Annotated in this window: 11 protein-coding genes; 5 read left to right on the top strand and 6 right to left on the bottom strand. The window is 70.4% G+C overall.

Annotation, left to right across the window (positions count from 1 at the left end):
• Positions 1 to 13: 13 nt before the first annotated feature.
• Positions 14 to 1,447: an exodeoxyribonuclease I gene (sbcB, locus tag ACAM26_RS11980; RefSeq protein ID WP_123140996.1), complete on the top strand. Its 1,434-nt coding sequence runs from the start codon at positions 14 to 16 to the stop codon at positions 1,445 to 1,447.
• A gap of 7 nt (positions 1,448 to 1,454) precedes the next feature.
• Here the strand turns inward: sbcB and tsaA are convergent, their stop codons facing one another.
• Together tsaA and ACAM26_RS11970 are read right to left on the bottom strand one after the other, a co-directional pair.
• Positions 1,455 to 2,168 (bottom strand): tRNA (N6-threonylcarbamoyladenosine(37)-N6)-methyltransferase TrmO, encoded by a 714-nt coding sequence (gene tsaA / locus ACAM26_RS11975; RefSeq protein ID WP_123140995.1) that lies wholly within the window; start codon positions 2,166 to 2,168, stop codon positions 1,455 to 1,457.
• Between the two features lie 81 nt (positions 2,169 to 2,249).
• A complete protein-coding gene (locus ACAM26_RS11970) occupies positions 2,250 to 3,170 on the bottom strand; it encodes a sulfite exporter TauE/SafE family protein (protein WP_369613750.1) in 921 nt (306 codons plus the stop codon).
• A gap of 212 nt (positions 3,171 to 3,382) precedes the next feature.
• Between ACAM26_RS11970 and ACAM26_RS11965 the strand changes: the two genes are divergently transcribed.
• The 3 genes from ACAM26_RS11965 (at position 3,383) to ACAM26_RS11955 (ending at position 6,629) form a co-directional block, all read left to right on the top strand.
• Entirely contained in the window at positions 3,383 to 4,912 is a 1,530-nt protein-coding gene (locus tag ACAM26_RS11965) for a sigma-54 interaction domain-containing protein (RefSeq protein ID WP_369613749.1), read from the top strand.
• A gap of 244 nt (positions 4,913 to 5,156) precedes the next feature.
• Entirely contained in the window at positions 5,157 to 6,044 is an 888-nt protein-coding gene (locus ACAM26_RS11960) for a DMT family transporter (RefSeq protein ID WP_369613748.1), read from the top strand.
• A 33-nt stretch (positions 6,045 to 6,077) separates the two neighbouring features.
• Positions 6,078 to 6,629, top strand: coding sequence for a CDP-archaeol synthase (locus ACAM26_RS11955; protein WP_369613788.1), 552 nt, complete (start codon positions 6,078 to 6,080; stop codon positions 6,627 to 6,629).
• A gap of 9 nt (positions 6,630 to 6,638) precedes the next feature.
• On the opposite strand, the gene ACAM26_RS11950 is transcribed toward ACAM26_RS11955, so the two are convergent.
• Both ACAM26_RS11950 and ACAM26_RS11945 read right to left on the bottom strand, forming a co-directional pair.
• Positions 6,639 to 7,625 (bottom strand): metallophosphoesterase, encoded by a 987-nt coding sequence (locus ACAM26_RS11950; RefSeq protein WP_369613747.1) that lies wholly within the window; start codon positions 7,623 to 7,625, stop codon positions 6,639 to 6,641.
• Between the two features lie 7 nt (positions 7,626 to 7,632).
• A complete protein-coding gene (locus tag ACAM26_RS11945; RefSeq protein WP_223806141.1) occupies positions 7,633 to 8,190 on the bottom strand; it encodes a DUF1134 domain-containing protein in 558 nt (185 codons plus the stop codon).
• Positions 8,191 to 8,434: 244 nt separating this feature from the next.
• On the opposite strand from ACAM26_RS11945, the gene ACAM26_RS11940 reads away from it, so the two are divergent.
• Positions 8,435 to 9,034, top strand: coding sequence for a fasciclin domain-containing protein (locus tag ACAM26_RS11940; protein WP_123143110.1), 600 nt, complete (start codon positions 8,435 to 8,437; stop codon positions 9,032 to 9,034).
• A 93-nt stretch (positions 9,035 to 9,127) separates the two neighbouring features.
• Here the strand turns inward: ACAM26_RS11940 and ACAM26_RS11935 are convergent, their stop codons facing one another.
• Both ACAM26_RS11935 and ACAM26_RS11930 read right to left on the bottom strand, forming a co-directional pair.
• Positions 9,128 to 12,343, bottom strand: coding sequence for an EAL domain-containing protein (locus ACAM26_RS11935; RefSeq protein WP_123140983.1), 3,216 nt, complete (start codon positions 12,341 to 12,343; stop codon positions 9,128 to 9,130).
• A gap of 199 nt (positions 12,344 to 12,542) precedes the next feature.
• Complete coding sequence (locus ACAM26_RS11930; protein ID WP_123140982.1) at positions 12,543 to 12,971, bottom strand: hypothetical protein; 429 nt, start codon at positions 12,969 to 12,971, stop codon at positions 12,543 to 12,545.
• Position 12,972: the final 1 nt, after the last annotated feature.

Genomic DNA, 12,972 nt, shown 5'->3' with positions numbered 1-12,972 from the left:
CGTTCTGGACGCCTTGTCCCGGACCTTCCTCTGGCACGATTACGAGACCTGGGGTGCCGACCCCCGGCGTGATCGTGCCTGTCAGTTCGCCGGTGTGCGCACCAACGTCGAGCTCGAAGAGATCGGCGATCCGCTGGTGCTCTACTGCCGCCCGGCCACCGACCTGCTGCCCCATCCCGACGCCTGTCTGATCACCGGCATCACGCCGCAGCTGGCCGCGCGCGAAGGGGTGTGCGAGGCCGAGTTCGCCGCCGCCATCCATGCCGAACTGGCCACCCCCGGTACCTGCGGGGTCGGTTACAACAGCCTGCGCTTCGATGACGAGGTCACCCGTCATCTGCTCTATCGCAACCTGTTCGATCCCTATGCCCGCGAGTGGCGCAACGGCAACTCGCGCTGGGACCTGATCGACACCCTGCGTCTGGCCCACGCGCTGCGCCCCGAGGGCATCGCCTGGCCGCGACACGAGGACGGCTCCACCTCGTTCCGGCTCGAGGCGCTGAGCGCGGCCAACGGTATCGAGCACGGTCAGGCGCACGACGCGCTGGCCGACGTGCGCGCCACCATCGCCCTGGCGCGGTTGCTCAAGCGCGCCCAGCCGCGGCTGTTCGACTACGCCCTGACCCTGCGCGACAAGCGTCAGGCGCGCGCGCTGATCGATCGCGGACAGCCGCTGCTCCACGCCTCGGCGCGCTACCCGGCCGCACTCGGCTGCATCGCCCCGATCGCCGCGCTCGCCCCCCATCCGGGCAACCCCAACGGGGTGCTCTGCTTCGACCTGCGCCACCACCCGGCGCTGCTGCTCGACACCCCGATCGATGAGCTGCGCGCGCGCCTGTTCACCCCGGCCGCGGCGCGCGGCGCCGATGTGCAGCGCCCGCCGCTCAAGACCGTGCACCTCAACCGCGCCCCGGTGCTCGCCCCGCTCAAGACCCTGGGGGGGGAGGCCGCCGCGCGCTGGCAGATCGACCCCGCCGCGGTCGAACAGCACGCCCGCTTCGCCGCCGAGCACGCCGCCGAGCTGGCCAAGCGGGCGCGGGCGCTGTTCGACACCCCGCCCGCGGCCGAGACCGATCCCGACCTGATGCTCTACGGCGGCGGTTTCCTCGGCGATCGCGACCGCCGCCTGCTCGACGAGCTGCGTCGCCTGCCGCCGGCGCAGCTCGCCGGGCTCGCCCCGGCGTTCGAGGACCCGCGCCTGCCGGAGATGCTCTTCCGCTATCGCGCGCGCAACTGGCCCGAGACCCTCTCGCCGGAGGAGCGCGAGCGCTGGGACGGCTATCGTCTGGCGCGCCTCACCGAGCCCGATGGGGGCGCGAGCCTCACCATCGACGATTTCGAGCAGCGGCTTGCCGAACTCGACGCCGAGGGCCTCGACCCCGCCCGCGCCCGCGTGCTCGAAGCGCTCGCCGACTGGGCCGAGCAGGTCCTCGACATCGCCCCCTGAGCCGCCCTCAGCAGGCCAGCTCCACCGACAGTACGCGGATGTACTGCTCGTCGAACTCCCAGCGGATATTGCGATCGTAGAGCTGCAGCCCGAAGCGGCGCCGCTCCGGATAACGGTCCATGTAACCGGGACGCGGGTCCTGGGTCAGCACCTGCTCGATCAACGCGCGCAGCCCCAGGCGGCCATCGGGGTCGGCCTGGGCGATGCCCTCGAGCGCGGCGGCCTCGAAGCGGATCGGGCGCAGACACACCACCCGCTCCTGGGCAAAGCCGCTGCGCGCATCGTGCAGCGCGTCGGCGTAGGGGACATAGGGCTTGATGTCGAGCACCGGGGTGCCGTCGAGCAGATCGATCCCGCGCAGCCTCAGCGCCAGCCCGTTGCCGTCGCGCTCCAACCCCTCGTGCGCCACCGCCGAGATCCCGATCGGGTTGGGCCGATAGGGCGCGCGGCTGGCGAACACCCCCACCGTCGAGCGCCCGCCGAGCCGGGGCGGGCGCACCGTCGGGCGCCATCCGGCATCGAGACAGTCGTCGTGGAAGACGAACACCACCCAGACGTGGGAGAAGCCCTCCAGGGCCTTGAACGCCTCCTCGCGGGCGTACTCGGGGCAGAGTTCGAGCCGGGCGTGGGCGGCCTCGACCAGCCGCGGCTGACGGGGGATGCCGAACTTGTCGGTATAGGGCGAGCGGATGAAACCGATGGGGTCGAAACTGAAGGACATCGAGACTCCGTGTGCGTGTGGACCCTTTTGCCGGACGCGGGCGCGCGGCAAAAGGGTCCAGCCTACCATCTCGGCGCCGTCTCAGAGCAGCAGCTTGAACGCGAGCAGCGCGCCGAGGGTCAGCGTCAGTACGCCCACCGCGCCCCGGATCAGCGCCTCGGGCAGGCGACGCACCGTGACCGTGGCCAGCGGCACCGAGAGCAGCGCGCCAGCGCTCAGCGGCAGCGCCAGCGACCAGTCGATAGCACCGCCGAGCAGCAGATAGGCGGTGAGCCCGATCAGGCAGGTGAGCGCCTCGGCCATCGAGGTGATCGCCACCGCCTGACGCGGCGCCACCCCCGAGACCACCTGGCCCGAGGTCACCAGCGGCCCGTAGCCGCCCCCGCTCAGCCCCTTGTTGAAGGCCGCGATCGAGCCGATGGCGAGGATCCCCGCCGGGCGATAGCGCAGTCGGCGGCGCGCGGTGATCAGGGTGACCAGCCCCATGCCGAGCACGATCACCGCGATCGCCACCGAAAACCACTGGGTCGAGAGCCGGACGGCCAACAGCACCGCGCTGATCGCCCCCACCGCGCTCAGCGTCGCCAGCAGCCAGAAGGTGCGCCGCGCCTGATGGTCGCGGCGCAGGTCGATGTTGCCGTCGCGGTGGTGCAGCAGCCCGGCGGCGAGCCCGGTGAACAGCTCCGAGAGCAGTACCGCGGGGACGATCTGCAAGGGCGCGAAGCCGGCGAGCAACAGCAGCGGGGTGAGGGTGGTGCCATAGCCCATGCCGAGACTGGAATCGAGATACTCGCAGAGCAGCGCGGCGGCGAACACCGCCAGCAGCGCCGCGCTGCCGAGGCTGATCCACTCGGGGTTGAACAGCCCCTGCTCGACCAGCGGATCGCGCGCCAGCAGCGCGAGTACCACGCTCGAGACCAGGACCGCCCACAGCAGCAGACGACGACGATGGGTGCGGTAGACCTCGGAGAGGGTCGCGACGGTGGCGACGGCGGCATTCATGGATCGGGACTCCTTGGGTTCGTTTGGTGGAAGACTGGCTCCCCCTAGAACAAGAACCGGGCCAGGATGTGCCGGGATCGCCCAAGTCATTGAACGGAAAACACTGTACGGAACACGGGAGAGATCCGGCTAAGGACAGACCGCTGTTCATGCCGTTTCATATCACGGATAATCCGTTTCATTGAACGGCTTAGCCATGAAATAAAACGGATATGGACGATCAGGACCCGATGTTGCTCGCCCTGTGGCGCGCGCTCTGTTGTCGCCCGGCGCTCTGCGAGGGCGCGCCCGCGCTCTCGGCGCTGCTCGCCGGGCACCTCGCCCACGATTGGCTGCTGCTGCTCGAACTCGACCCTGCGCAGGGGCGGTTGCAACCGCTGGGGTGGGGCGGCGCGCCGCCACCGGCGCTGACGCGCGCGCGCACGCCGAGCATCGATCAGCGCGCGCGGCTGCGGCGCTGGTGCCTGCGCGGCGAGGCACGGGTCGCGTCGCTCGCCGCGCTCGCCGACGACCTCCCCGGGCTGCTGCCGACGGGGCTGGCGGGGCGGGGCGGGGCGCTCGGGCTCGCGCTCGACGACGAGGCGCTGGGCGTGTTGCTGCTCGGTGGCGCGATCGACGCCGGGGCCGAGCGGCTGCTGCGCGCCATCGCCCACCCCTGCGCGGTGGCGCTGCGCAACGACCACCATCTGCGCGAGCTGGCGCGGCTGCGCGAGAGTGCCGAGGCCGATCGTCACTCGCTGCTCACCCGGCTCGGTCGACAGGGACTCGGCGACACCCTGATCGGCGCCGAGGGCGGACTGCGCGGGGTGATGCAGGGCGTCGAGCAGGTCGCTCCCACCGACACCCCGGTGCTGCTGCTCGGCGAGACCGGCTCGGGCAAGGAGGTGATCGCGCGCGCCATCCACGCCCGTTCGCGCCGCGCCGAGGCGCCCTTCGTGCGCGTCAACTGCGGCGCCATCCCGCCGGAGCTGGCCGACTCCGAGCTGTTCGGTCACGAGCGCGGCAGCTTCACCGGCGCCACCAGCCGACGTCAGGGCTGGTTCGAGCGCGCCGACGGCGGCACCCTGCTGCTCGACGAGATCGGCGAACTGCCGCTCGCCGTCCAGGTGCGGCTGCTGCGCATCCTCCAGGACGGCAGCTTCGAGCGCGTCGGCGGTCAGCAACCGCTGCGCGCCGACGTGCGGCTGATCGCCGCCACCCATCGCGATCTCCACGCGATGGTCGCTGACGGGCGCTTTCGCGAGGACCTGTGGTATCGCATCAACGTCTTCCCGCTACGCCTGCCGGCGCTGCGCGAGCGCCGCGACGACATCCCCGCGCTGGCCGCGCATCTTGCGCGCAAGTCGGCGCTGCGCCTCGGGCTGGCGCCGCAGCAGCCGAGCGCCGATGAGTTGGCGCTGCTGCTCGACTACCCCTGGCCGGGCAACGTGCGCGAACTCGGCGCGGTGATCGAGCGCGCCGCCATCTTGGGCGAAGGGCGCGGGCTGGCCATCGCCCAGGCGCTCGGTGCCGGTGGGCCGGGGGTGCCGCGCCCGCGCGTCGAGGTCGTGTCCACCGCCGAGGCGGATGCCATCGCGCCGCTCGATCAGGCGGTGCGCGCGCACATCGCCGTCGCGCTGCGCCACACCCGGGGCCGGATCGAGGGCCCGCACGGCGCCGCGCGCCTGCTCGCGCTCAACCCCAACACCCTGCGCTCGCGGATGCGTCGGCTGGGGCTGGCCGCGCGCGATTTCCGCGACTGAGCGGGCCGCGCGCCGATCGTGCTTGTGCGCGCTCGCCGAATCGGCGAGACTCGAGTCATGTCACAGGTCCTCGTCCTCGCTCATCGCCCCCGCTACGTCGCCCGCCTCATGCGCTGGCTGGCGCGTCGCCGCGTGCCCGGGTGAACCGAAGACGACTGTCCCTGCGTTCCTTCGATCCCTCATCCCAGGCCGCGGCATCCCCGCGGCCTGTTTCGTTCCCGTCTCCGTGCAATGGAGGTTTCAGGTGTCGGTTCCGGCGGCATTCATCGGTGTGGTCCTGATCTGGTCGACCACGCCACTGGCGATCAAATGGAGCAGCGAGGCGGGCGCCCAGTTCGGCGTCACCGCGCGCATGGTCCTCGGCGTCTTCCTCTGTCTGGTGCTGGTGGCGGTGATGAGCCGACGCATGCGCTGGAACCGCGCGGCGCTGCTGACCTATCTGGCCGCCGGACTCGGCATCTGGGGCTCGATGAGCTGCGTCTACTGGGCGGCGCAGTTCATCTCCTCGGGGCTGATCTCGGTGCTGTTCGGGCTGACCCCGGTGGTCACCGCGCTGATGGCCGCCGTCTGGCTCGGCGAGCGCGCGCTCACCCCGGCGCGCCTGCTCGGCATCGCCGTCGGCATCGGCGGGCTGTGGCTGATCTTCGCCCAGGGGCTGGCGCTCGGCGGTCCGGCGCTGCTGGGCATGGCCGGGGTGCTGGTGACGGTGGTGATCCACTCGGCCAGCGCGGTCTGGATCAAGCGCATCGGCACGCGCATGCACCCGGTCGAGACCACCACCGGCGCGCTGCTGATCGCGGTGCCGCTGTTCCTGCTGAGCTGGGGGCTGAGCGAGGGCTTTGCGCCGCCGGAGACGCTGCCGCCGCGCGCGCTCTGGTCGATCCTCTACCTGGCGGTGTTCGGCTCGACCCTGGGCTTCATCCTCTACTACTTCGTGCTCCACCACATGCAGGCGAGCCGGGTGGCGCTGATCCCGCTCATCACCCCGGTGCTCGCCCTGCTCCTCGGCCACCTCGTCAACGACGAGCTGCTGACCCCGAGGATCTGGCTCGGCAGCCTCACCATCCTCGCCGGCCTCGCCCTGTTCGAGTGGGGCGACCGGTGGTGGCGGCGCTGGCGGGTGGTGCGGTGATTGGGGGACTGAGAAGGATCCTGGCAGTTGCCGGTGCGTGCGATCATGGCGCAGGCGCGCGGCGCGGGCCAAGTGGGGTGTCGAGAGGCGGTGGAGGCGGAGGGCGAGATGGAGTGGCTGTCGATCCTGGTGCTGGTGAGCTGGGCCAATGGCGCGCCGGTGATGGCGCGGTTGGTGTTCGGGCGGCGGGGTTGTCGGGCGCTCGATGGCGGCGCGCGCTGGCGCGACGGGCGGGCGCTGCTCGGGCCGTCGAAGACCTGGCGCGGGGTGGGGACGGCGCTGGCGAGCACGCCCGTGGTGGCCTGGACGCTGGGGGTCTCGCCCCTGCTCGGGCTGGGGGTGGCCGCGGCGGCGATGACCGGGGATCTGGCGACGAGCTTTCTCAAGCGTCGGCTGGGGGACCGGTCGAGCGCGGCGCGACCGGGGCTCGATCAGTTCGCCGAGGCGCTGTTGCCGGCGCTGCTCGCGGTGGCGGTGCTCGGCGGTGGCTGGACGACGGTGGCGGCGGTGGTCGCGGGGTTCACCCTGATCGATCTGGCGCTGACCCCGCTGATCGCCCGGTTGTGGCGGCGCTGGCGACGCTGAACCGGGGGCTCAGTCGGGCTGGAGGACGTGGATGGTGATCTCGGGCGGGCAGTTGAGCCGGGCGTTGACCACCGAGGTGCCGGCACCGACCGAGGTGTAGCCGACGAGGGTGCCGTGGCGCCAGGGGCCGGCGGCGAGCCGGCGCGGGCAGCGGGCGTCCCAGATCAGCGGGATGCCGCCGGGCAGACAGATCTGGCCGCCGTGGGTGTGACCGCTGAGCATCGCGGCGAAGCCGGCATGGGCGGCCTGGCGATAGATCTCGGGGGTGTGGGAGAGGAGGATCGCGGTCTCGTCCTCGGGGATCGCACCGGCGACCTTGTCGAGGTTGTGGAGCTGGTAGTAGTGGGCGTCGTCGACCCCGGCGAGGTGCAGTCGCGCGCCGTCGCGCTCGAGGGTGACGGTCTCGTTGAGCAGGAAGCGGATGCCCAGGCACTCGAGTTCGGGCACCAGACGCAGGCTGTCGTGGTTGCCGAGCACGGCGTAGATCGGCCCGCTGAGCGCCTCGCGGACCTCGCGCATGCCGTCGACCGTCGCGGTGATCGGGCCGAAGGTGCGGGCGCGGTAGTCGCCGGTGAGCACGCAGAGGTCGTAGTCGAGTCGGCGCACGGCGGCGGCGATGGCGTGGGTGTTCGCCGCGGCCATGTCGACGTGCAGATCGCTGAGCTGGAGGATGCGCAGCCCGGCGAAGGCCGGCGGCAGTCCGCGCAGCGCCAGCGGGTGCTCGACGATGCGGTGACGGCGGGCGTTGCGCCGGGCGCGGCCGTGGAGCCCGCTGAGGCGCAGACAGTGACGGATGACGCCGTGCACTGAGTACCAGTTCTCGGGATAGAAGAAGTGAGCGCCGGGGCGGTTGAGCACGAACACCTCATGATCGCGCTCGAGCCCCAGGCGCTGGCGCAGATGGGTGCGCCCGAGCCGCGCGCGCAGCCCGTCGAGCGGCGTCCCGGCGGTGCTCGCCGGGGGTGGCTGGACGGTGCGGGGGGCGGTGCTTGGCATCGCGGTCTCAGAAGGGGTTGAGATGGGCCTTGCGGGTGAAGTCCATGTAGCCGGCGCTCACCCCCTGGCGCCAGCCGGCGCCGAAACGGATCGGCGCGAGCACGGTATCGCCCGATTGCAGATAGTTCACCCCGACCCCGCCGACGAAGTAGAGGCTGCCCTCGGCGCCGGGGTAGCGCTGGAACAGCGCGTCGGGGTTCGGCAGCCGATAGATCAGCACGAACACCTTGGCGGCGTTGGCGCCGACGTCGAGACCGATCGAGGGTCCCTGCCAGTAGACCGGGCGGGTGTAGCCGTCTTTCATGTACAGCCGTCCCTTGCCGTAGCGCACGCCGATGCCGAGCGCGGCGCCGACCTCCTCGCCGGTGATGTAGCCGTTGGGCTCGCCCTGTTCGCGAAAGACCTTGCGCACCACGGTGCCGAGGTTCTCGGCGCCGTCGCCGAAGAAGGTCTCGATGCTGTCGAGGATCTCCTGCTGGCGGTAGGTCTGCTCGGTGGCGGAGGCGAGCGCCGGGGCGAGGACGAGGAGCAGGCAGAGGACGAGTCGAAGGGGCAGGGCGGGCATGATGATCAACGGGCTCCCGTGGTGATGGTGTGGTCGATGCCCCTCCATTCTGGGTCAAGTCGCGCCGGATTGGTATGGCGCACGACGAACCCGCGGAATGAATCGGGTTTTGCTTGCCTTTTCTGGAAGTGCACTAATACTTGAGTGCGAAGGTAGGAAATTAGCCGTATCGTCCCGGCACGGAGGCCGACGGCTTGTGCCTGACCATCCTGTTTCTTTCAGTCATGCCCAGAGGATTCGCGCCATGAGCAACGACAATGTGACCTCCATCAGCCCGCTGACCGCCATCCTGGTGCTCGCCGCCGCGGTGGGCCCACTGGCGGCGCTGTCGATCGGCAGCAAGGTCGCCGACGAGGAGACCTTGGAGCGTGCCCGCGCCGGCCTGGAGAACGCCACCCCGACCGATCGTTTCGCCCATTACGACAGTCTGCGCAGCCCGTCCTATGCCTCGAACAAGTCGATCACCGACATCACCGAGGGCTCCGGGGTGTTCACCAAGCTGCAGGCGGCGATCGAGGCCGCCGGCGCCGAGGCGATGTTCTCCGAGGGTGGTCCCTACACGGTGTTCGCGCCGAGCAACGAGGCCTTCTCGCGCATCCCCGCCGATCAGCTCGAGGCGCTGCTCTCGGACAAGGAGCGGCTCAATCAGGTGATCGCCGCGCACGTGGTGCCGGGGCGGCTGAGTCCGACCGAGCTGATGCAACTCGAGAGCGCGCCGACGCTCTCGGGCGAGCGCGTCGCGATCAGCGTGCCGGGGATGATCAAGGTCGGCGAGGCCACCGTCTCGCAGTCGATCGCCGCGCGTAACGGCGTGGTGCACGTGATCGACCGCGTGCTGCTCTGACCCGTCCCGTCGCCGCCCGCCGCGTGGGCGGCGCTTCTCCCGAACCCGATGACGAGGCCGTGGCCATCTGGTCGCGGCCTCGTCGTTGCTGGTTCAGTCCTCGAGCCCCGCTTGCGTCGGCAGGGCGATACGACCGGCTTGCAACAGCGGCTCGATCTTCGCGCCCGGCAGGGGGCGGCTGTAGAGATAGCCCTGGGCGATGTGACAGCCGTGCTGGAGCAGGAAGTCGCGCTGCAGCCGGGTCTCCACGCCCTCGGCGATGCCCTCGAGACCGAGACTGTTGCCGAGCCCGATGATCGCCTTGACGATGGCCGCGGCCTGATCGTGACGGGCGCTCTCGGCGCCGATGTCGGCGAGGAAGGAGCGGTCGATCTTCAACGCGTTGACCGGCAGGCGGTTGAGATAGTTGAGCGAGGCGTAGCCGGTGCCGAAGTCGTCGATCGCAATCGAGAAGCCACGCTCGCGCAACCCGGCGAGGATGTCGACGGCGCGGTCGATCGAACGCATGGTGGCGCTCTCGGTGATCTCGAACTCGAGCAGCTCGGGCGGGATGGCGAACGCGTCGACGATGCCGTCGATGGACTCGATGAGCGCCTCCTGGTAGAGCTCGTTGGCCGAGAGGTTGACCGCCATCGGCACCGGCGCGATCCCCGCCTCGCGCCAGCGTGCGAGCTGGCCGCAGGCCTGGCGCAGCACCAGCGGACCGATCTGCAGGATCAGTCCGGTCGCCTCGGCCACCGGGATGAAGCGTCCCGGCGGGATCCAACCGTGGTGCGGATGGTTCCAGCGCACCAGCGCCTCGAGACTGAGGATGCGCCCGGTGCGCATGTCGACCCTGGGCTGGAAGTGCAGCGAGAGCTGCTCGCGCTCGAGCCCGTGACGCAGATCCTGTTCGAGCTGGAACTGCTGGTGCATCTGCTCGTTGAGCGCCGGGGTGAAGAAGCGGTAGGCGCCGCGTCCCTCGGCCTTGGCGGTGTGCAGTGCGGCGTCGGCGTGGCTGATCAGCGCATCGGTGCTGCGCGCGTCATCGGGGTGCAGGGCGATGCCGATCGAGGCGCTGATCAGCAGCGAGTGCCCGTCGATGACGAAGGGCATGGTCAGTGCCTGCTGGATGCGCTCGGCAAGCTCTCCCGAGGCCTGCACCGAGCGATTGCGGGTGGCCAGCCAGATGAAGTTGTCGCCGCCGAAGCGTGCGAGGGTGTCGTCGCTGCCGAGCACCCCGAGCAACCGCTGGGCGACCTCGCGCAGCACCTGATCGCCGAGGCGGTGGCCGAGCGAGTCGTTGACCTGCTTGAGGTTGTCGAGATCGAGCGAGAGCAGCGCGACCCCCAGCCGTCGTTTGGTGGCGATCTGCAGCGCCTGCTCGATGCGCTGGCGCATCAGTGCGCGGTTGGGCAGGCCGGTGAGCGGGTCGTAGTGCGAGACGAAGGCCAGCTGCTTCTCGTCGCTGATGTTGATCAGTCCGCCGTAGTGACGGCGTGCGCCGGGTTGTGCCGGATCGGCGCAGCACTCGGTGGTGGCGCGCACCCAGCGCAGCGTACCGTCGCGATGGCGCAGCCGCAGCTCGCAGGTGGAGCTGGCGCCGATGGGCAGCTCGAGGATGCGCGAGACGAACAGCTCCTGGTCGTCCTCGATCACCAGGAAGCGCCAGGTGCCGTGGGCGCGGACCTCCTCGACGCTGTAGCCGCTGAGCGTGGTGATCGACTCGGTGATCCACTCGAGCGAGGGGGTGTCGTCCGCCGCGCGCAGCACCGAGTAGGCGACGTCCGTCACCACCGAGGTGACCTGACGATAACGGGTCTCGCTGGCGCACAGCTCGCGCTGGGCGTGCTGGCGCACGCGCAGGTTGGAGAGGGTCTCGGCGACGAGCTGGAGCGTCTGCGCCTCGTCGTTGGTCCAGACCCGGTGCGCGAGACACTCGAGTTCGAGCAACGCCGGGCGCTGGTCGGTGTCGAGCAGCGGCGCGACGAGCAGCGCGCGGATGCCGCGGTGCTCGAGCAGCTGGCGCTCGAATTCGACCCCGAGCGCCTGGTGTTCGCGCGCGGGCAGGCTGACCGGGCGCCGTGCCTGGTGTTCGGGAACGAAGCCGGCGGGCAGTGGCGTGGGATGGTACTGCGCTGCGGCGGCGATGCCGGAGCTGCGCCACTGCTGGAGGCAGCGTGCGCGGGTGCCGCCCTCGGGGGCGTCCTCGAGGTGCGAGAGCAGACAGCGGTCGACCTCGAAGAAATGTCCGACACGATCGAGCGCCTGGGCGAGCGTGCAGGCGTCGGGCTGGTCGTGGCGGGATTCGGTGAACAGCGTCGAGAGTTCGGTGAGCAGTCCCTGGAGACGGAGCTGGCGGCGTAGCGCGCGCTGGGTCTGCTCGCGTTCGGTGACATCGGTCACCAGGCCTTGGAAGTAGAGCACCTGCCCATCGGCGCCGCGCGCCACGCTGGTGTCCTCCTCGACCCAGTGCACCGAGCCGTCGGCCCAGATCACCCGATAGATCAGGTTGAAGGCCGCCTCGGTGGCGCTGAGATAGTCGCTGAAGCCCTGATCGACCCGGGCGCGGTCCTCGGGGTGGACCAGTTCGATGAACTGCAGCTCGCCGCTCTGCATGCGTTCGAGCGGATAGCCCCAGCGGCACACGTTGTGCGAGGCATAACTGATCGGCCAGCCGGGTTCGGGGCGCCAGCGAAAGGCTACCGTGGTGCTGGCGTCGACGACCTCGGCGGCGACCGCCAGCCGGGTGTTGGCGCTGATCAGCGCATCGCGCTGGGCGATCCGTTCGGTCTGGTCGATGATGCAGCAGACGCACTCGAAACGGTCGCTCTCGGGGATCGGCAGCCGGATCAGCACCAGGTCGGCGAGCAACGGGCAGGTCTCGCGGCCGCGCAGCGCGATCTCGCTGCAGCTGGCCTTGCCCTCGCGCAGCGCCCGCTGCAGCGCGCTCTGCAGGAAGGGCTGGTGTCTGGAGTGGGCGAGCAGCGTGAACAGCCGACGATCGAGCTTGAGCAGGTGCGAGGCCGCGCCGTTGTGATCGCCGATGCGCCCGTCCTCGGAGACCTGCAGCACCGGGATGGGCAGCTCGTAGTAAAAGCGCATGAAGCGGGTGCGCGCGATCTCGTTGAGGTGCTGGCTCTCGTGCAGTGCCTGCTGTTGGAGTTCGAGTTCGGCATGATAGATATGCAGCTCCTCGAGGAGCTGCTCGAGCCCGAGTCCGCCCTGATCGAGTTCGATCAACGCCGGGGTGAGGCGGCCATCGCGCAGGATCTGGCGGGCGCGCTCGCGCAACTGGCCGTGACTGGTGGTGGCGTCCTTGGGCGTCATCCGGGTCTCCGCGCGGTTGGGGCCTGGCGCGTGCGGGCACGGCGGCAGCGCCACCCTCTCCGTGAGGCCTCGTGGTGCCTGGGTTCGCGTGTTTCGACGGCCTCGGGGCGGCTTCGCCCCAGGAGCAGTAGCGCCATCTCTGTTGCTTCCTCCGCTGCCCGCTCGGGCGTGGCGACGATGGTGTCGCGGTCCTTCCCTGTTACCGGTCGTCTCGGCCCCAATGATCCGTCCAGCCGGCGTCGTGCCAGGGGTCGAGCACCATCACCGGTGTGTTCTTCCAGGCCAGCGCCCGCAGCCACGGCAATCGGCTGCGGGCCGCCAGCAGCGGCGGCAGCGGATGCAGGTCGCCGGCCTGTACTCGGTCGAGCGATATCGGTTCGTCGACGCGGACCCGGAGCGCTCCCGCGGGGTGGGCGAGGAGCAGCTGGCGCTGGTGTTGCGCGGGGCGCTCGTCCGTCGTCGAGGACAGTCGCAGCAGCTCGGCGATATGGGGCGCGCGGGTGCTGTCGGCCGGCTCCAGGGCGATCACCCGACGGCGCTCCAGGGCAAAGCCCAGCCGATTGGCATGAAACGATAACAGATCGATCCCCAGGGGCGTAGTCGTGCTCTGCGTTTTTTTGTTTTCCATG

This window comes from Marichromatium sp. PS1 (genome assembly GCF_041155115.1).
Lineage (GTDB): Bacteria > Pseudomonadota > Gammaproteobacteria > Chromatiales > Chromatiaceae > Marichromatium > Marichromatium gracile.
Note: the sequence above shows the minus strand (reverse complement) of the source record. Positions and strands in the feature narration are given on the sequence as shown.